This is a genomic window from Actinomadura montaniterrae (assembly GCF_008923365.1).
In the GTDB taxonomy this organism is placed as follows: Bacteria; Actinomycetota; Actinomycetes; order Streptosporangiales; family Streptosporangiaceae; genus Spirillospora; species Spirillospora montaniterrae.
Genome location: NZ_WBMR01000041.1, coordinates 1 through 17,497 on the forward strand (window position 1 = coordinate 1; position 17,497 = coordinate 17,497).

A 17,497-nucleotide genomic window follows, 5' to 3' on the forward strand; every position below is an offset into this window, starting at 1 on the left:
CGGGGCCGGGCACGCAGGCCGCAAGAGCGCGCCGCGCCGGCAGGCGCCGCCGCCCGCGCCGCCGCGGGTGGACTGCCTGCGGGCCAAGTGCGTTGCGCTGACCTTCGACGACGGGCCCGCCGAGAGCACGGGCAGGCTGCTGGACATCCTCGCCGCGCACCATGTGCGGGCGACGTTCTTCATCGTCGGGGAGCAGGCCGCCAAGTTCCCCGAGCTGGTGCGGCGCGAGCACGAGGCCGGGCATCAGATCGCCGACCACAGCTACACGCACGCCGACCTCGGCCGGGCGTCCACGAAGAAGATCATGTCGGAGCTGACCCGGACGCAGGAGGCGATCCGGCGGGCGTCCGGGTTCACGCCGACCATGCTGCGGCCGCCGTACGGGTCGCTGTCGAAGCGGCTGACCGCCATCACCAGGCGGATGGGGCTGGCGCAGGTGCTCTGGACCGTCGACCCGCTCGACTGGGAGCACCACGACACGAAGTACGTCGAGCGGCGCGTGCTGAAGGCGGTGAAGCCCGGCTACATCGTGCTGATGCACGACATCCATCCGACGACGGTGGCGGCGGTCCCGGCGATCATCGAGACGCTGGCGGCGGAGGGGTACTCGTTCGTGACGGTGCCGGAGCTGTTCGGCGGGACGCTCACCCCAGGGAAGGAGTACGTCCGGCTCGACTCAGGGGATCGTCAGGGTCTTCCCTGATGGCCGACGGCGCGCGCGCCGCCCAGCATGGAGACATGGACAGCACTGACGCGGTGGGCCGGTTGCGGGTCTCCGACGCCGAACGGGACGCGGTCGTCCGGCGGCTCCAGGACGCGTACGCCGAGGGCAGGCTCGACCACGACGAGTTCGACATGCGCGCGCATCTGGCGATGACGTCGAAGACGCGCGACGACCTCGCGGCGGTCACCCGGGATCTTGAGCCGGTGCGGGGGCGCGCGGGGCAGAGCCTGGAGCTCGCGGAGCCGACGGGGGAGGACCGGATGCTCGCCGCGGCGGCGCACGCGGTGGCGGTGCCGACGCTGTTCGTCGGCCCGCTGGTGCTGATGCTCGTGAGCGGCAAGCGTTCGGAGTACATCCGGCGGCAGGCGATGGAGGCGCTGAACCTCCAGGTGACGCTGCTGCTGGTCACGATCGTGACGTTCGGCGTCGGGGGCGCGCTGTACGGGGTGACGTGGATCCTGTCGGCGATCGCGGCGGTGTTCGCGCTCGCCGGGCGCGGTTTCCGCTACCCGTGGATTCTGCGGCTGGTGAAGTAGCGGCCCGCGGACGGCCCGGACGGGTTTGTCGGCGCGGACGGCGGGGGAAAGGTCAACGTTGGCCGCCCCGCCGGCGGCCGCCCCGAGGAACCGGACCGCACATGATCATGGCCGTGGCTTTATTCCCCCTCCTACCTGTGATGACCCTAACGTCCGGGTTATGTGGACGGTACATGGGATCATGGATTAACTATGCAAGGGAGGGGTAGATGACGGAGCTTGCGCTCAAGGGCGATCACCAGCGGGCGGTGGAGGCGCTCAGGCGATCGTACGAGGCGATCCCGGCCGGCACGCCGGTGCGGCTGGCGAAGAAGACCTCGAACCTGTTCCGGTGGCGCGACCCCTCGGCGGCCCCGGGGCTGGACGTGTCCGGCTTCGACCGGGTGCTCAGCGTCGACGCGAACGAGCGGACCGCGCAGGTCCAGGGGATGACCACCTACGAGGACTTGGTCGACGCGACCCTTCCGCACGGGCTGATGCCGACCGTCGTCCCGCAGCTGAAGACGATCACGCTGGGCGGGGCGGTGACGGGGCTCGGCATCGAGTCGACGTCGTTCCGGGACGGCCTGCCGCACGAGGGCGTCCTCGAGATGGAGGTGCTGACCGGCGACGGCCGCGTCATCACCGCGACGCGCGACAACGAGCACGCCGACCTGTTCTACGGCTTCCCGAACTCCTACGGGACGCTCGGCTACAGCCTGCGGCTGAAGATCGAGCTGCGGCCGGTGAAGCCGTACGTCCGGCTGCGTCACCTGCGGTACCGGGACGCGGCGGAGCTCGCGAAGGCGATGGGCGAGATCACCGAGTCCGGCGTGTACGAGGGCGAGGCCGTCGACTTCGTGGACGGCACGGTCTTCGGCGCGGACGAGCAGTACATCACCCTCGGCTTCTTCGCCGACGACGCGCCCTACACCTCCGACTACACCGGCCAGGGGATCTACTACCGGTCGATCCAGGAGCGCTCGGTCGACTTCCTGACGGTGCGCGACTACATCTGGCGCTGGGACACCGACTGGTTCTGGTGCTCGGGCGCGTTCGGCGTGCAGAACCCGACCGTCCGGCGGCTGTGGCCCGACAAGTACAAGCGGTCCGACGTGTACCGCAAGATGGTCGCCTACGACCGGCGCTACCAGCTGCTCGCGCGCGTGGAGCGGTGGCGGGGGCTGCGCCCGCGCGAGGACGTCATCCAGGACATCGAGGTGCCCGTCGAGCGGCTGCCGGAGTTCCTGGAGTTCTTCCACGACAAGATCGGGATGAGCCCGATCTGGCTGTGCCCGCTCCGTGCGAAGGAGCAGTGGCCGCTGTACCCGCTGGAGGTCGGCCGCCCGTACGTGAACGCCGGGTTCTGGGGGACGGTCCGGCTGCCTCCGGGGCAGATCCCGGAGTACCACAACCGGCTGATCGAGCGCGAGGTCGCCAAGCTTGACGGCCACAAGTCCCTGTACTCGACCGCTTTTTACAGCAGGGACGAGTTCTGGCGGTACTACGACGGGGAGACCTACCGGCGGCTCAAGGGGGAGTACGACCCCGGCGAGCGGCTGCTGGACCTCTACGACAAGTGCGTGCGCGGACGCTGACCGGCGTCCGCGGATTCGGGGGTGGGGCCCCGGACGGGCCGGTGGTCGACCATCGTCGTCCCGCCCGGGGCGAAGAGACAGGAGGATCAAGATGACGCTGGCCAAGGTCTTCGAGCAGCTCGCCGGGGCTGAGGCGCCAGTGGAGTTCACGGCGTACGACGGTTCGCGGTCGGGCGTGCCCGGCGCGCCCATCCGGTTCGACGTGCGCTCGCCCTACGCGGTGTCCTATCTGGTGCACTCGCCGGGGGCGCTCGGGCTGGCCCGCGCGTACGTCACCGGCATGATCGACGTCGACGGCGACATGATCGAGGCGCTGACGACGATGCAGCAGGTGCTGAGCGACGTGACGCCGCGGGACAAGGCGCGGATCGTGGGCGGGGTGCTGGGGGATCCGCTGCTCCGGGCGGCGATGTCCCGCCGGCTGGACCCGCCGCCGCAGGAGGCCCCCTTCAGCCGCATCCCGTCGTGGCTGCGGCACTCCAAGCGGCGCGACGCGAAGGCCATCTCGCACCACTACGACGTGTCCAACACCTTCTACGAGTGGGTGCTGGGGCCGTCCATGGCGTACACGTGCGCGTGCTTCCCCGAGGAGCACTCGACGCTGGAGGAGGCGCAGTTCCACAAGCACGACCTGGTCGCCAAGAAGATCGGGCTGAAGCCGGGGATGCGGCTGCTGGACGTGGGCTGCGGCTGGGGCGGCATGGTGATGCACGCCGCCAAGGAGTACGGCGTGAAGGCGCTCGGCGTGACGCTGTCGAAGCAGCAGGCCGAGTGGGCGCAGAAGGCCATCGCGGACCGGGGCCTGTCGGACCTCGCGGAGGTCCGGCACCTGGACTACCGGGACGTGACGGAGACGGGCTTCGACGCGATCAGCTCGATCGGGCTGACCGAGCACATCGGCAAGAAGAACCTGCCGTCGTACTTCTCCTTCCTGTACGGGAAGCTGAAGCGCGGCGGGCGGATGCTGAACCACACCATCACCCGCCCGGACAACCTGGCGCCTCCGCGCAAGGAGAACGGGTTCATCAACCGGTACGTGTTCCCGGACGGTGAGCTGGAGGGCCCCGGGTACGTCCAGCAGCAGATGAACGACGCGGGCTTCGAGATCCGGCACCAGGAGAACCTGCGCGAGCACTACGCGCGGACGCTCACGGGCTGGTGCCGGAACCTGGACGAGCACTGGGACGAGGCCGTCGCCGAGGTCGGCGAGGGCACCGCCCGCGTGTGGCGGGTCTACATGGCGGGCTGCGTGCTCGGCTTCAACCAGAACTGGATCCAGCTGCACCAGACCCTGGGCGTGAAGCTCGACGAGGACGGCAACAGCCACATGCCGCTGCGTCCCGACTGGGGCGTGTGACGCCGCGAGCGCTCCCGCGAAACGCCGCTGACGGGCCGGCCGGACCCCTCCGGCCGGCCCGTCACCGTTACCCCGCGCGCGCGTCATGCGCGCGCGAGGCGTTTTTGCCTGCGGGTGCGCGAGGCGTGCGTGCGTGTGCGCGCGGGGCGCGCATGTGTGCGGGGCGTGCGTGCGTGTGCGCGCGGGGCGTGCGTGTGTGTGCGGGGCGTGCGTGCGTGTGCGCGCGGGGCGGGCGTGTGTGTGCGGGGCGTGCGTGCGTGTGCGCGCGGGGCGGGCGTGTGTGTGCGCGGGGCGTGCGTGCGCGGGCGTGCGGGGCGTGCGTGCGTGTGCGCGCGGGGCGGGCGTGTGTGTGCGCGGGGCGTGCGTGCGCGGGCGTGCGGGGCGTGCGTGCGCGGGCGTGCGGGGCGTGCGGGCATGTGTACGCGGGGCGCGCGTGCGTGTGCGCGCGGGGCGCGCGTGCGTGTGCGCGCGGGGCGGGCGTGTGTGCGCGGGGCGCGTGTGCTTTCGGCGGGTTCGTTCCGGGGGGCTCGTGTTTGGGGATGTGCGGTGGGTGTTCGTCCTGGTAGGTGGTCCTTTCGGGCGAGGGGGCGGGGCGTTCGTGGGCGTGTTCAGGTCCGGCTCAGGGCGGTGTTCAGGTGGGCGAGCCAGGTGTCGACGGGGCCCAGGGTCAGCAGGCCGCTTCCGGCGCCCGCGAGTTCTCCGGCGGCGGGCAGGAGCCGGTCGCGGGCGCGTCGCAGGACGGGCTCGTCGCCGAGCTCCAGCGCGGCCTCGGCCTCGAGGCAGCACATCGCCTCGCACATCAGGTCCGCGGGCGGCTCCGGCAGTGCGCGCAGGGCCTTACGTGCCTCCTCTCCGCGGCCGGCGGTCAGCAGGGCGAGCGGTTCGGCCCAGGGACGGTACGGCCCCCAGTCGTCCTCGAGGTCCACCTCGACCGGGCCCTGACCTCCGGTCGGCCGCGAGTTCAGCCGGGCGCTCAGCAGCGCGAGGGGGAGCAGGCCTTCGGACAGGCCGGGCATTCCGGCGCCTTCCAGGTGCGCGGCCGCCGCCCGGTACGCCGCCTCCGTCTCCGCGACGGTGGCCTGCCCGGACGCGGCGTCCCGCAGCGCGGCGTACCACTGCGTGAACACGCCGACCAGCGGCAGTTCGTGGCGTTCGGCCAACTGGTCGGCGGCGGCAGCGTGGCCGTCCGCCGCCGCGAAGTCGCCGAGCGCGCTGCGCGCCTGCAGCCTGACGAGGTGGCCGAGGACCTCGAAGGTCACCAGGCCGTGCCGGACCGACAGGTCGACGAGCTCGGCGCCGATCGCGTCGCGGCGCGCAGCGAGCCCGGCCCGCGTGCATGACTGCATGTAGGCGCCGTTGAGCGCGAACGCCAGCACCGCCGGGTCGTCCAGGTCGCGGGCCATCGCCTCCGCCTCGGCGGCCGCCTCCGGCCCCCGCGGCGACCGGGTGCCGCGCATCTCCAGCGCGATCGTGGCGAGCAGCCGCGCCCGCGTCGCGTCGTGCGCGGGCCCGGGCGGCAGCCGCGGCAGGACGCGCTCGGCCGCCGCGACGATCTGCCGCGCGGCCTCCGGGTCGTCGCTGCGCGTCCAGTTCGCCGGGACGTCGTAGGCGCCGATCACCCGGGCGGTCAGTTCTGGGTCGCCGAACTCCTCCGCCGCGGCGACGGCCGCCAGCCGGTGCCCCCGGGCGGCCTCCAGCCCGCCGCCCCCGCGCACCGCCAGGTCGCGGAGCAGGCCGACCGTCGACTCCAGCCGCGTGCGCGCCCCCGTGGCCACCGTGCGGTCGTAGTCGGCCGCCGCGCGCGTCCACAGCCGCGCCGCCGCCGACTCCGGCTCGGCGGGCCGGTCCAGGCCCGGGGCCTGCGCGAGCACGTCCGCCTCCATGCGCCGCAGCTCCGGGCCGGGATCGAGGCCGAGCTGCCCGGCCAGGATGTCGCGGGCCCGGCGCAGCACCGCGAGCGCGTCCGCCTGCCGGCCCGTCCGGTACAGGGCGAGCGCCAGCAGCCGCCAGCCCGACTCGCGCCACGGATGCTCGCTGACGTGCGCGTCCAGGTCGGGGACGGTCTCGGCGGCCAGCCCGGCGTCGAGCCGCGCCTGCGCCCGCCGCTCCACCGCGTGCAACCGCAGCTCGGCCAGCCGGGAGCGCTCCGCCCGCGCCCAGGGCTCCTCGGCGAAGTCGGCGTAGGCGGGGCCGCGCCACCAGCCCAGCGCCTCGTCCAGCCGGGCCTGCGCCCGGTCGGGCGGCAGGTCGGCGGCGTCGGACACGGCCTGCTCGAACCGCCAGGCGTCCACCTGCCCGGGCCCGGCGCGCAGCGCGTACCCGGGGCCCTCGGTGACCAGCAGCCGGGACGGCGTCCGCGGCGGACGGCCGGGCTCCAGCGCCCGGCGCAGCGCCGCCACGAACGTCCGGACCGCGCCGACCGCCCCCTCCGGCGGGACGTCCCACAGATCCTCGACGAGCAGCCCGACCGGGACGACGCGCCGCCGCGCGACGATCAGCCTGGCCAGCACCGCCCGGTGCCGCGGCCCCTTCAACGCGATCGGCTCGCCCGCGGCGTCCCAGGCCGTCACCGGCCCCAGAACCCCGAACACGACCCCCACTGGCAAGCCCCTCCCCGGTAACTCCCTGCGACCTCACGCTAGCGCGCTGACCGGATGCTCATTCGCGGACGGCAATCTGTGGATAACCGATCGAAGAGAGAGAAGGACCCCTTCATGACCACGACCATCAGCGGTTTCGACTACCAGCGCGTGCCCGTCGCCGACGGCGTGTCCCTGAACGTTGCCATCGGCGGCTCGGGCAGCCCGATCGTGCTGCTGCACGGCTTCCCGCAGACGCACCTGATGTGGCGGCACGTCGCCGCCGACCTGGTCGCCGACCACACCGTGATCGTCCCCGACCTGCGCGGATACGGCGCGAGCGACAAGCCGGCGGAGGACGGCCCGGACACCTACTCCAAGCGCACCATGGCCGCCGACATCGTCGCGCTGGCGCGCGCGCTCGGGCATGAGCGGTTCGCGCTGGCCGGACACGACCGCGGCGCCCTGGTCGCCTTCCGCGCCGGCCTGGACCACCCGGACACGATCACGCATCTGGCCTCCCTGGACGTGCTGCCCACGCTGGAGATGTGGGACGCCATGCACGGGGCGAGCGCCGCCGTGGGCTTCCACCTCTTCCTGATGGCGCAGCCGCCCGGCCTGCCCGAGCAGATGATCGCCGCCTCCGCCGACGCGTTCTTCGGCCACTTCCTCGACATCTGGGGCGCCGGCCCGGAGGCGATCCCCGCCGACGTCCGCGCCGCCTACCTGGACGCCTGCCGCGCCGCGGTCCCGTCGATCGTCGCGGACTACCGCGCGTCCGCCGGCATCGACATCGAGCACGACCAGGCCGACCGCGCCGCGGGCAACCAGCTGCGGATGCCGGTGACGGTCCTGCAGCAGGACTGGGGCGCCGCGCTCGGCTTCGACGCGCGCGCGCTGTGGTCGGCGTGGGCGCCGGACCTGGTGCACGGGACGGTCGACTACGGCCACTTCATGGCCGAGCAGGCGCCCGCCGAGATCGCCAAGACCCTGCGCGAGCTCATGGACCGCTGAGCGCCGGCTGGAGCGCTGAGGGCTAGGAGGAGAGCCAGGCGAGGATTCGGCGGTTGACGTCGGCGGGGCGGTCGAGCTGGAGGAAGTGCCCGCCGCCGGGGACGAGCTCGGCCTGCGAGCCGGCCGGAAGCCCGGCCAGGACGGCGCTGAGATCGTCCCCGGGGGCGACGATGTCGGGCCCCAGGCAGCCGTCCTCGGCGCCGTGCAGGTACAGGACGGGGCGTACGCCGATCGAGGTGGCCGCCTTCTGCTCGGCCGCATAGCGCTCGATGTGGCGCGAGGTGTCGAGCATGGCGCGGTAGTAGCCGAGCGCGGCGGAGAGGTTGTCCGGCGTGCGGAGGCAGTCCATGACGTGGTCGACGTCCTCGGCGGCGTAGCCGGCGTCCTTGGGGGACCAGTCGCGCCACAGGCCCTCGATGAAGGCGCGGTTCACGGCGGCCTCCGCCAGGGGCGTCTGGAACACGAAGATGTAGAACGAGCGCTTGAGCTGCTCGTAGTCGAAGAAGGCCGTCGCCATCACCGAGATGGGCGGGACGGACATGGCGACGGCCTTGCGCCAGCGGTCGGGGGCCGCGGCGGCGGCGCCGTAGGTGGCGAAGGCGCCCCAGTCGTGCCCGATGACGACGGCGTCGGAGCCGCCGCCGAACGCCTCGTGCAGGGCGTTGGCGTCGGCGGCGAGGGCGCCGCCCTGGTAGGCGCCGTCCTCGGGGACGGACGTGGGCGCATACCCGCGCATGAAGGGGGCGACCGCGCGGTAGCCGGCGGCGGCGAGTTCGGGGAGCAGGTGCCGCCAGGTGTGCGCCGAGTCGGGGAAGCCGTGCAGGCACAGCGCGAGCGGGCCGCGCTCGGGGCCTGCCGCGAGGTAGCCGAATTCCAGCCCGTTCGCCTTGACCGAACCGGTCGTGATGTCGCCCATGCGGTGTTCGCCTCCTTGATCCCGGGGCGACGCTACCCCGGGCCGGTGTCCGGCGGCTCGGCGGGGGTGCCGGTCATGTGACAGCAACGCTACGGATACATGTGTCTGAATACGTATTTACATCGAATTTCGTCGTCGCTTAGCATCATGACAACTGGATCGCTCGCATCTGCGTGCGTCCTCGGGTCGTAGCAAGGGAAGCGTGATGACGGAGCCGGACGTGACCAGCCAGCAGAACGAACCGATGCAGAGGGCGGCCCGCGACCACCTGTGGATGCACTTCGCGCGGCACTCGGCGTCCCAGGACGGCGGCGAGATCCCGGTGATCGTGCGGGGCGAGGGCCCTTATGTCTACGACGCGGCGGGCCGGCGCTACCTCGACGGGCTGTCCGGCCTGTTCACCGTCCAGGCGGGGCACGGGCGCGAGGAGCTGGCGCAGGCCGCCGCCAAGCAGGCCGCCGAGCTGGCCTACTTCCCGATCTGGTCCTACGCGCACCCGAAGGCCGTCGAGCTGGCCGAGCGGCTCGCCGGGCTCGCGCCCGACGGCCTGGACCGGGTGTTCTTCACCACCGGCGGCGGCGACGCCGTCGAGAGCGCATGGAAGCTCGCCAAGCAGTACTTCAAGCTGACCGGGAAGCCGACCAAGCACAAGGTGATCAGCCGCGCGGTCGCCTACCACGGCACCCCGCACGGCGCGCTGTCGCTGACCGGCCTGCCCGGGCTGAAGGCGCCGTTCGAGCCGCTGGTGCCGAGCGCGTTCCGGGTGCCGAACACCAACATCTACCGGGCGGCCGAGCACGGCGACGACCCGGAGGCGTTCGGCCGCTGGGCCGCGGACCGGATCGAGGAGGCCATCGAGTTCGAGGGTCCCGAGACGGTCGCGGCGGTGTTCCTGGAGCCGGTGCAGAACGCGGGCGGCTGCTTCCCGCCGCCGCCCGGCTACTTCCAGCGCGTCCGGGAGATCTGCGACCGCCACGACGTGCTGCTGGTGTCGGACGAGGTGATCTGCGCGTTCGGCCGGCTCGGCACGATGTTCGGCGCGCAGCGGTTCGGCTACACGCCCGACATCATCACCTTCGCGAAGGGCGTGACGTCGGGGTACTCGCCGCTCGGCGGGATGCTCGTCGCCGACCGGCTGTTCGAGCCGTTCAAGCACGGCACGACGATGTTCGCGCACGGCTACACCTTCGGCGGGCACCCGGTGTCGGCGGCTGTCGCGCTGGCGAACCTCGACCTGTTCGAGCGCGAGGACCTGCTCGGGCACGTCATGCGCAACCGGGACGCGTTCCGCGCGACGCTGGAGCGGCTGCGGGACCTGCCGATCGTCGGGGACGTCCGCGGGGACGGCTACTTCTACGGCATCGAGCTGGTGAAGGACCGGGACACCCGGGAGACCTTCGACGACGACGAGTCGGAGCGGCTGCTGCGCGGGTTCCTCGACAAAGCGCTGTACGAGGCGGGCCTGTACTGCCGCGCCGACGACCGCGGCGACCCGGTCGTGCAGCTGGCGCCGCCGCTGACCTGCGACCAGTCGCACTTCGACGAGATCGAGCAGATCCTGCGCTCGGTGCTGACGGAGGCGTGGGCCCGGCTGTGATCCTCCGGGCGCGCCCCGCCCCGCCCCGGGCCCGGCGCGGAGCGGGGCGGGACGCGCCCGACAGCGGGGGACGATCCACCGCGAACGTGCGGAACCACCCCGGACCGCCGGAGTAGGGGCTACGCTCGGGGCGTGGTGTGATGCGGGTCACCGCACCGTCCGGTGTCGGTCATGCACTTTACTTTGAGACAGTGCATGTAAACCGAATCACGTTCGGACGAGGTGATAGCACGTGCTCGAGGTCGCTGACATCAACCTGACGGACTGGGAGTTCTGGCGCCGCCCGCACGACCAGCGGCACGAGGCGTTCAAGGCCCTCCGATGGCATCCCGAACTCGTCAGGTTCGAGGAGCCCGACATCGTCATCGCGCCACAGGGGCCGGGCTACTACGCCCTCACCCGGCACGCCGACGTCGTCGAGGCGTCCCGCCGCCCGCAGGACTTCTGCTCCGGGCGCGGCGCGATCAGCATCCCCGACATGCCGGGCGACATGCACGAGTACTTCGGCTCGATGATCAGCATGGACGACCCCCGGCACGCCAAGATCCGCCGGATCGTGTCCCGCGCGTTCTCGCCCCGGATGATCCAGCGGTTCGAGGACCGCGTCGAGGCCGTCGCCGCCGAGATCGTCGGGAACGTCGCCGCGGGCGGCGGCACCGGCGACTTCGTCGCGGACGTGGCCGCCCGGCTGCCCCTGAAGATCATCTGCGACATGATGGGCATCGCCGAGGACCAGTACCAGACCGTCCTCGACGCGACCAACGTCATCCTCGCCGGCAACGACGCCGAGTTCGTCCCGTCCGGCGACCCCGAGCAGCTCGCCCTCGCGCTGCTGAACGCGGGCGAGACGCTGCGCGGCCTGGTCGAGGAGCTCGGCCGGCGGCGCCGCGAGGACCCCACCGACGACCTGACGTCCGCGCTGGTCAACGCCGAGGTCGGTTCGGGCGGTGAAATCGGGCAGGGCGGCGAGTCCCTGACCGACCAGGAGCTGGGCTCGTTCTTCATCCTGCTCGTCGTGGCGGGCAACGAGACGACCCGCAACGCGATCGCGCACGGCCTGGACCTGTTCACCCGCAACCCCGACCAGCGCGCCCTGCTCACCGAGGACTTCGAGGGACGCGTCGCCGGCGCCGTCGAGGAGATCGTCCGGTACGTCTCGCCGGTCATCTGGATGCGCCGCACCGCGACCCGCGACACCACGCTGAACGGGCACGAGATCAACGAGGGCGACAAGCTCGTCCTCTACTACTGGTCGGCGAACCGGGACGAGTCGGTCTTCACCGACCCGGAGAGGTTCGACATCCTGCGCGACCCCAACCCGCACGTCGGGTTCGGCGGGCCCGGCCCGCACTTCTGCCTGGGCGCGCACCTGGCGCGGCGGGAGATCACCGTGATGTTCCGCGAGCTGCTGGCGAAGGTCCCCGCGATCAAGGCGGGCGAGCCGGACCGGCTGGAGTCCAACTTCATCAACGGGATCAAGCGCCTGCCGTACACGGTCTGACCGGGCCCCGGCGGGCCCGCCGGGCGCTTCGGCGGCTTTGTCCGGAACGCGGCAACCGGCGGTCGACAGCTCGGTGAACGTTGCGTGGCGGGCCGCCGGGACGGCGCGCGGGGCGGTTAACGTGCGGAGAGGCCCAGTTCCGCACGTTCCGGGAGCGCCCGTGCCCGAGACCGACCCGACCGCCGAGCCGCGCGTGGCCCGGGAACGGGGCGACCGGCTCGCCGCCGACAACGCGGCCGTCCGGCTGCGGCTCGCCGAGCTGGAACGCGAGCAGGCCGACCGGGACGACCAGATCGGGCGGCTGATCGGCGCGCTGAACGAGGCGGCCCGGCGGATCGGCGACCTCGACCGCCGCCGGGCCGTGGCCGAGCACCGCGCCGAGCTGGCCGCGTGGGAGCACGAGACGCTCCGGCTGCGGCGCTGGTCGCGGCTCGGGCCCGCGCTGGCCGCGCTGCGCCGCCGCCCGCTGGCGCCCCGCTCGTACCGGCGCGTCCGGGAGGCGCTGCGCAGCGTCCCCCTGCCGCCCGAGCCCCCCGCCGAGCCCGCGCGGACGCGCCGTCCGGACGTCCTCGTCGCCGAGACCGAGCCGATCGAGGTGACGCCGGCGGCGGCGCCGGACGGCCCGGTGAACCGGCCCGGCCTCGTCGCGGCCGTCGTCCTCGGCCCCGTCCTGGAGGCGAACCTCCGCTACGAGTGGACGCAGGTCGCCGCGTCCGGCGGCTGGCGGGAGACGTTCGAGGAGCGGCCACCGGACCTGCTGCTCGTGGAGTCGGTCCGGACGGCCCTGCCCGTCGCGGAGATGGCGGCGTGGTGCCGCGAGCGCGGCGTTCCGACCGCCTACTGGGACACCGGCGACGGCCTCGGCGACGCCGCCGGGCACTTCGACCACGTCTTCACTGTCGACGCCGCGGCGGTGCCGGAGCACCGACGGAGCCTCGGCCACGACCGCGTCCACCACCTGCCGTTCGCCGCGCAGCCCCGCCTGCACAACCCGACGCGCGTCCAGGACCACGGCCGCTACCCCCTGCTGTACGAGGGGGAGTACGACCAGGCCGCCGAACCGCTCATCGCGCCCGCGCCGCGGCTCGGCGCGCACTTCTTCGCCACCGGGTTCCCGCGCCTGTACCGGCAGCGGGTCGCGCCACCGCGCCCGTACGAGGAGGCCGTCGCGATCCGCAAGCGGTTCCGCGTGCTCATCGCGCCGGGGCCGCGCCTGGCGTACGAGGCGGCGGCGGCCGGCGTGCCCGTCGTCCACCACCGGGCGGACGCGAGCCCGGCGTTCGGCCCGGCAGTAGAGGACGACACCAAGGCGGCGCAGCGCAGCCTGCGCGCGCTCCTGCGGTCCCCGGAACTGCGCGACCGGCAGGCGCATCTGGCGTTGCGCCGGGTGCACGCCGAGCACACCTACCGGCACCGGGTCGACTCCCTTCTGGAACACCTCGGAACCGGGCCCGCGCCGGCGGCGCCGCCGACGGTGTCGCTGGTCCTTTCCACATGCCGGGCCGAGCAGATCGCCTCGTCGCTGGAGCAGATCGCGGCGCAGGTCTGGCGGCCCCTGCAGCTCGTCCTGGTACTGCACCGCCTCGACCTCCATCCCCGGGATGTCGAGAAGCAGGCGATCGCCGCGGGGATCGACGACATCGTCGTCCGCAGCGCCGACGCGTCGATGTCCCTGGGAGAGTGCCTGAACCTCGGCATAGAGGCCGCCGATGGCGCCTACATCGGCAAGGTCGACGACGACGAGCTGTACGGGCCGCACTACGTGTCCGACCTGCTTCCCGCGTTCTCCTACACGGACGCCGGTGTCGTCGGGAAGCTCGCCCACTACGCCCTATTGGAATCCATGAACGCGACCGTGCTGCGCTACCCGGAGCACGAGCACCGGTACGTGGACGTGGTGCGCGGCGGGGCGCTGCTCGGGGACGGCGACCTGATGCGCACGTACCGGTTCGCCGACCGCGGATGCGGCGAGGACACCGACCTCTTCCGGCGGCTGCGTGCGGACGGCGTCCGGGTGTACGCGGCCGACAGGTTCTCGTTCGTCACCATCCGGCACGCGGACGCCACCCGCCACACCTGGCGGCCCAGCGACCTGGAACTCCTCGACTCCGGCCGGCTGGCGCTCTACGGCCTGCCCAAGGAGCACATCCTTTTCTGACCCGCCCCTACCAGGGCACCGGGCCGTCCTCGGCGACGAACGCGCCGTTCCCGGCGCCGCCGGTCGCCGCCGCGGCGATGACGGCCGCGCCCTGGGCCGGTGTGCGGGGACCGGTGTGCCCGTTCAGGTCCGTGGCGCAGTACCCGGGCGCCGCCGCGACCACGATGATCGTGGTGTCGGCCAGTTCCTTGGCATAGGCGACCGTGACCGCGTTCAGCGCCGACTTGGACGCGTTGTAAGGGAGCAGGTTGACGCGGTTCACGGGGGCCGACGGGTCGCTGTGCAGCGTCAGCGAGCCGAGTTCGCTGGAGACGTTGACGACGCGGCCGGCGGAGGAGCGGCGCAGCAGCGGGAGCATCGCATTGGTGACGGCGACGACGCCGAACACGTTCGTCTCGAACGTCTCCCGGACCTGCGCGACCGCCGTCCGGCTCGGCGGGGTGGAACGCCCGAGGTCGGAGGCGTCCGTCGAGGTGATCCCGGCGTTGTTGACGAGGATGTCCAGCCGCCCGTGCTCGGCGCCGATCCGGTCGGCCGCGGCCGTGACGGCGGCCTCGTCGGTGACGTCGATGCGGACGAACCGCGCGTCGATGCCCTCGCCGGCCAGTTCGGCCGCGGCCTTCTCCCCGAGTTCCTCGGAACGCGCTCCGATCAGCACCGTCCTGCCGCCGGAGCCGAGGATGCGCGCCGTCTCGAAGCCGATTCCCTTGTTGGCGCCGGTGATGAGCGCGATCTGTGCAGTGGTCATGCCCTCAGCCTGTTGCCGCTGGGCGCGCGCGAGGAGAGACCGCCCGAAGCTGGGATCGGCGATACCACCCTCCACGTGGCGGCCCCACGGCGGCATCGGCCATGCTGGGACGTATGGACAGGCAGGAGTTGGCCGCGTTCCTACGCTCGCGACGGGACCGCGTACGGCCCGAAGACGTCGGGCTGAAGGCGGGGACGCGGCGGCGGACGCCGGGCCTGCGCCGCGAGGAGGTCGCCCAACTGGCCGGCATGTCGGTGGACTACTACATCCGGCTGGAACAGGGCCGCGGTCCACGGCCATCCAGGCAGATCCTTGCCGCGCTGGCGCGCGCGCTGAGGCTCACCGATGACGAGCGCGGCCACCTCTACCACCTGGCGGGCGAGACGCCGGAACCTCCGGCCGGACCGTCCCGGGAGGTCCCGCCCGGCATCCTGCACCTGCTGGAACGGCTCGACGACACGCCCGCCTACGTGCTGAACGCCCGCCACGACATCCTCGCCTGGAACCCGCTGGCGGCGGCGCTGATGACGGACTTCGCCGCCCTGCCGCCCGGGGACCGCAACGTGATCCGCTGGCTGTTCACCGGACCGGCCGCCGACCGGTACGACACCGACGAGTACGTGGCGGAGCTGGCGGGCGACTCGGTCGCGGACCTGCGCGCCGCCGCCGGCCGCTACCCGGGCGACCCCGGCATCGCCGCGCTGGTGGCCGAGGTGTCCGCGCGCAGCCCCCTGTTCGCCCGCCTGTGGGACTCGGGCGAGGTCGGCATCCGGCGCAGCAGCCGCAAACGCATGGTCCACCCGGTCGTCGGGCCGCTGGAGCTGCACTGCGACGTCCTGTACGTGCCGGAACGCGACCAGCGCGTCGTCCTCTACACCACCGCGCCCGGCACGCCGTCGCACGAAGCCCTCAAGTCGCTGCGCGAGACGAGGCAGGACGCGCTCGCCGCCCGCTGAGCCGCCACGCGCTGAGCCGTCGCGCGCCGGGTCCCCGCCCGGCGCGCGAGCGGGTTTCACCAGGGGACGGGCTGTCCCGGCTCCTCCGCGCCGCCCTGGAAGGCGCCGTTCGGGCCGTCCTCGTCCAGCGTCGCCAGCAGCACGACCTCCGTCGCGCCCTGCACTGGCGTGCGGAACCCGCTGTTGCCGTTCAGGTCGGTGGCGCAGTAGCCGGGGTTGGCGAGGTTCACCTTGACCGCGGTGTCCGCCAGCTCCTTGGCGTAGGCGATCGTGACGGCGTTCAGCGCCGTCTTCGACGAGTTGTACGCGAGCAGGTTGAACGGGAAGAACGGGCTGGACGGATCGGTCAGCAGCGTCAGCGAGCCGAGTTCGCTGGAGACGTTGACGATGCGGCCGGCGGGGGAGCGGCGCAGCAGCGGGAGCATCGCGTTGGTGACGGCGACGACGCCGAACACGTTGGTCTCGTAGGTCTCGCGCAGCCCGCCGAGCGAGGTCTCGCTCGGCGGGCCGTACGCGGAGGCCGGCGAGATGCCGGCGTTGTTCACCAGGACGTCGAGCCGCCCGTGCTCCTCGTCGATCCGCTTCGCGGCGGCTTCGACGCTCGCCGCGTCGGTGACGTCGATCCGGACGAAGCGGGCGACGATGCCCTCGCCGGCCAGGACGGCCGCGGCCTTCTCGCCGAGTTCGGGGTTGCGGGCGCCGACCAGGACGGTCATGCCCTTCCCGCCGAGGAGGCGGGCGGTCTCCAGGCCGATCCCCTTGTTGGCGCCGGTGATGAGCGCGATCTGTGCAGTGGTCATGCCCTGAGCCTGTTGCCGCTGGGCGCGCGCGAGGAGAGACCGCTCGAAGCTGGGATCGGCGATACCACCCTGGGGACGGCCGTATGGACGTCCCGTCCGCCATGCTGGGAGGCATGAACAGGCAGGAGACGGCCGCGTTCCTGCGTTCCCGCCGCGCGCGCGTGCAGCCCGCGGACGTCGGACTGCAGGCCGGGACGCGCCGGAGGACGCCGGGCCTGCGCCGGGAAGAGGTGGCCCGCCTAGCCGGTATGTCGGTGGACTATTACATCCGGCTGGAACAGGGACGGGGCCCGAGGCCGTCCAGGCAGATCCTCTCGGCGCTGGCGCGCGCGCTGAGGCTCTCTGACGACGAGCGCAGCCACCTGTTCAACCTCGCCGGTGAACAGCTCGGCCCGCCGCCGGGACCTCCTCAGGAAGTGCCCGCCGGCATCCTGCATCTGCTGGAACGGCTCGACGACACCCCCGCCTACGTCCTGGACGCCAAATACGATGTCCTCGCTTGGAACGACATGGCGGCGGCGCTCATTGTCGACTTCTCGAAAATCCCGTCAGGCGAACGCAACCTCGTGCGGGCCTTCTTTCTCTACCCCGCCGCCTGCCCCATCGAGGACGAGGACGAATACGGGAAATTCGCTCAGCAGAGCGTCGCCGATCTGAGGGCGGCGTCCGGGCGCTATCCGCACGACCCCGGAATCAAGGCGCTCGTCGGTGAGCTGAAGGACAAGAGCGAACCGTTCCGCCGGCTATGGGACCGGCACCAGATCGAGGTGCGTCGCGGCAGCACGAAACGCATGCGGCATCCGGTCGTCGGCGGCCTCGAAGTGTTCTGTGACGTCCTCGTCGTCCCGGACCGGGACCAGAAGGTCGTCCTCTACACCGCCGCGCCCGGCACCCCGTCGCACGAGGCGCTGAAACTGCTCCGCGTCATCGGCACCCAGGACCTCACTCCCCGCTGACCCCGGCGTCGACGGGGGGGGGGGCGCGCGGGGGGGGGGGCCGCCACACAAACCCCCCCCCCCCCCCCCCCCCCCCGG

General features: G+C 72.7%; 14 protein-coding genes. 10 read left to right on the plus strand and 4 right to left on the minus strand.

Features of this window, described 5'->3' with window-relative positions:
- From F9B16_RS16720 to F9B16_RS16735, 4 genes are all read left to right on the plus strand, one after another.
- The coding region (locus F9B16_RS16720) for a polysaccharide deacetylase family protein (RefSeq protein WP_318839240.1) at positions 1–703 on the plus strand (703 nt) is incomplete at its 5' end.
- Positions 704–738: 35 nt separating this feature from the next.
- Entirely contained in the window at positions 739–1,260 is a 522-nt protein-coding gene (locus F9B16_RS16725; protein WP_151541003.1) for a DUF1707 and DUF4870 domain-containing protein, read from the plus strand.
- A gap of 209 nt (positions 1,261–1,469) precedes the next feature.
- Positions 1,470–2,837, plus strand: a complete 1,368-nt coding sequence (locus tag F9B16_RS16730; RefSeq protein ID WP_151541004.1) for an FAD-binding oxidoreductase — start codon at positions 1,470–1,472, stop codon at positions 2,835–2,837.
- 91 nt (positions 2,838–2,928) lie between these two features.
- On the plus strand, positions 2,929–4,194 hold the full coding sequence (locus tag F9B16_RS16735) for a class I SAM-dependent methyltransferase (protein ID WP_151541005.1): 1,266 nt from the start codon (positions 2,929–2,931) through the stop codon (positions 4,192–4,194).
- Between the two features lie 608 nt (positions 4,195–4,802).
- Here F9B16_RS16735 and F9B16_RS16740 read toward each other — a convergent pair.
- Complete coding sequence (locus F9B16_RS16740) at positions 4,803–6,794, minus strand: AfsR/SARP family transcriptional regulator (RefSeq protein WP_151541006.1); 1,992 nt, start codon at positions 6,792–6,794, stop codon at positions 4,803–4,805.
- Between the two features lie 114 nt (positions 6,795–6,908).
- Here F9B16_RS16740 and F9B16_RS16745 point away from each other — a divergent pair, with 114 nt between their 5' ends.
- A complete protein-coding gene (locus F9B16_RS16745) occupies positions 6,909–7,787 on the plus strand; it encodes an alpha/beta fold hydrolase (RefSeq protein ID WP_151541007.1) in 879 nt (292 codons plus the stop codon).
- A gap of 22 nt (positions 7,788–7,809) precedes the next feature.
- Here F9B16_RS16745 and F9B16_RS16750 read toward each other — a convergent pair whose 3' ends face one another.
- The gene (locus F9B16_RS16750; RefSeq protein WP_151541008.1) at positions 7,810–8,703 is read right to left on the minus strand and encodes an alpha/beta fold hydrolase; all 894 of its coding nucleotides are present in this window, start codon (positions 8,701–8,703) and stop codon (positions 7,810–7,812) included.
- A 205-nt stretch (positions 8,704–8,908) separates the two neighbouring features.
- Between F9B16_RS16750 and F9B16_RS16755 the strand changes: the two genes are divergently transcribed.
- The 3 genes from F9B16_RS16755 to F9B16_RS16765 all read left to right on the plus strand — a co-directional run bounded on the left by F9B16_RS16755 (position 8,909) and on the right by F9B16_RS16765 (position 13,959).
- Positions 8,909–10,300, plus strand: a complete 1,392-nt coding sequence (locus F9B16_RS16755) for an aspartate aminotransferase family protein (RefSeq protein WP_151541009.1) — start codon at positions 8,909–8,911, stop codon at positions 10,298–10,300.
- A gap of 232 nt (positions 10,301–10,532) precedes the next feature.
- Positions 10,533–11,801 (plus strand): cytochrome P450, encoded by a 1,269-nt coding sequence (locus tag F9B16_RS16760; protein ID WP_151541010.1) that lies wholly within the window; start codon positions 10,533–10,535, stop codon positions 11,799–11,801.
- A gap of 160 nt (positions 11,802–11,961) precedes the next feature.
- Positions 11,962–13,959: a glycosyltransferase family protein gene (locus F9B16_RS16765; protein ID WP_151541011.1), complete on the plus strand. Its 1,998-nt coding sequence runs from the start codon at positions 11,962–11,964 to the stop codon at positions 13,957–13,959.
- A 7-nt stretch (positions 13,960–13,966) separates the two neighbouring features.
- Here F9B16_RS16765 and F9B16_RS16770 read toward each other — a convergent pair whose 3' ends face one another.
- Positions 13,967–14,707: an SDR family oxidoreductase gene (locus F9B16_RS16770; protein WP_151541012.1), complete on the minus strand. Its 741-nt coding sequence runs from the start codon at positions 14,705–14,707 to the stop codon at positions 13,967–13,969.
- Between the two features lie 113 nt (positions 14,708–14,820).
- Between F9B16_RS16770 and F9B16_RS16775 the strand changes: the two genes are divergently transcribed.
- Positions 14,821–15,663, plus strand: coding sequence for a helix-turn-helix transcriptional regulator (locus tag F9B16_RS16775; protein ID WP_151541013.1), 843 nt, complete (start codon positions 14,821–14,823; stop codon positions 15,661–15,663).
- A 56-nt stretch (positions 15,664–15,719) separates the two neighbouring features.
- Here the strand turns inward: F9B16_RS16775 and F9B16_RS16780 are convergent, their stop codons facing one another.
- Positions 15,720–16,463, minus strand: a complete 744-nt coding sequence (locus F9B16_RS16780; RefSeq protein ID WP_151541014.1) for an SDR family oxidoreductase — start codon at positions 16,461–16,463, stop codon at positions 15,720–15,722.
- Between the two features lie 113 nt (positions 16,464–16,576).
- Between F9B16_RS16780 and F9B16_RS16785 the strand changes: the two genes are divergently transcribed.
- Complete coding sequence (locus F9B16_RS16785) at positions 16,577–17,419, plus strand: helix-turn-helix transcriptional regulator (RefSeq protein WP_151541015.1); 843 nt, start codon at positions 16,577–16,579, stop codon at positions 17,417–17,419.
- The last annotated feature ends 78 nt before the right edge of the window (positions 17,420–17,497 follow it).

What these genes read in the sequence shown, in the direction of transcription:
- F9B16_RS16725 (WP_151541003.1), top strand. Translation starts at nt 739, where the DNA reads ATGGACAGCACTGACGCGGTGGGCCGGTTGCGGGTCTCCGACGCCGAA.
- F9B16_RS16730 (WP_151541004.1), top strand. Translation starts at nt 1,470, where the DNA reads ATGACGGAGCTTGCGCTCAAGGGCGATCACCAGCGGGCGGTGGAGGCG.
- F9B16_RS16770 (WP_151541012.1), bottom strand. Translation starts at nt 14,707, where the DNA reads ATGACCACTGCACAGATCGCGCTCATCACCGGCGCCAACAAGGGAATC.
- F9B16_RS16735 (WP_151541005.1), top strand. Translation starts at nt 2,929, where the DNA reads ATGACGCTGGCCAAGGTCTTCGAGCAGCTCGCCGGGGCTGAGGCGCCA.
- F9B16_RS16745 (WP_151541007.1), top strand. Translation starts at nt 6,909, where the DNA reads ATGACCACGACCATCAGCGGTTTCGACTACCAGCGCGTGCCCGTCGCC.
- F9B16_RS16750 (WP_151541008.1), bottom strand. Translation starts at nt 8,703, where the DNA reads ATGGGCGACATCACGACCGGTTCGGTCAAGGCGAACGGGCTGGAATTC.
- F9B16_RS16780 (WP_151541014.1), bottom strand. Translation starts at nt 16,463, where the DNA reads ATGACCACTGCACAGATCGCGCTCATCACCGGCGCCAACAAGGGGATC.
- F9B16_RS16755 (WP_151541009.1), top strand. Translation starts at nt 8,909, where the DNA reads ATGACGGAGCCGGACGTGACCAGCCAGCAGAACGAACCGATGCAGAGG.
- F9B16_RS16785 (WP_151541015.1), top strand. Translation starts at nt 16,577, where the DNA reads ATGAACAGGCAGGAGACGGCCGCGTTCCTGCGTTCCCGCCGCGCGCGC.
- F9B16_RS16775 (WP_151541013.1), top strand. Translation starts at nt 14,821, where the DNA reads ATGGACAGGCAGGAGTTGGCCGCGTTCCTACGCTCGCGACGGGACCGC.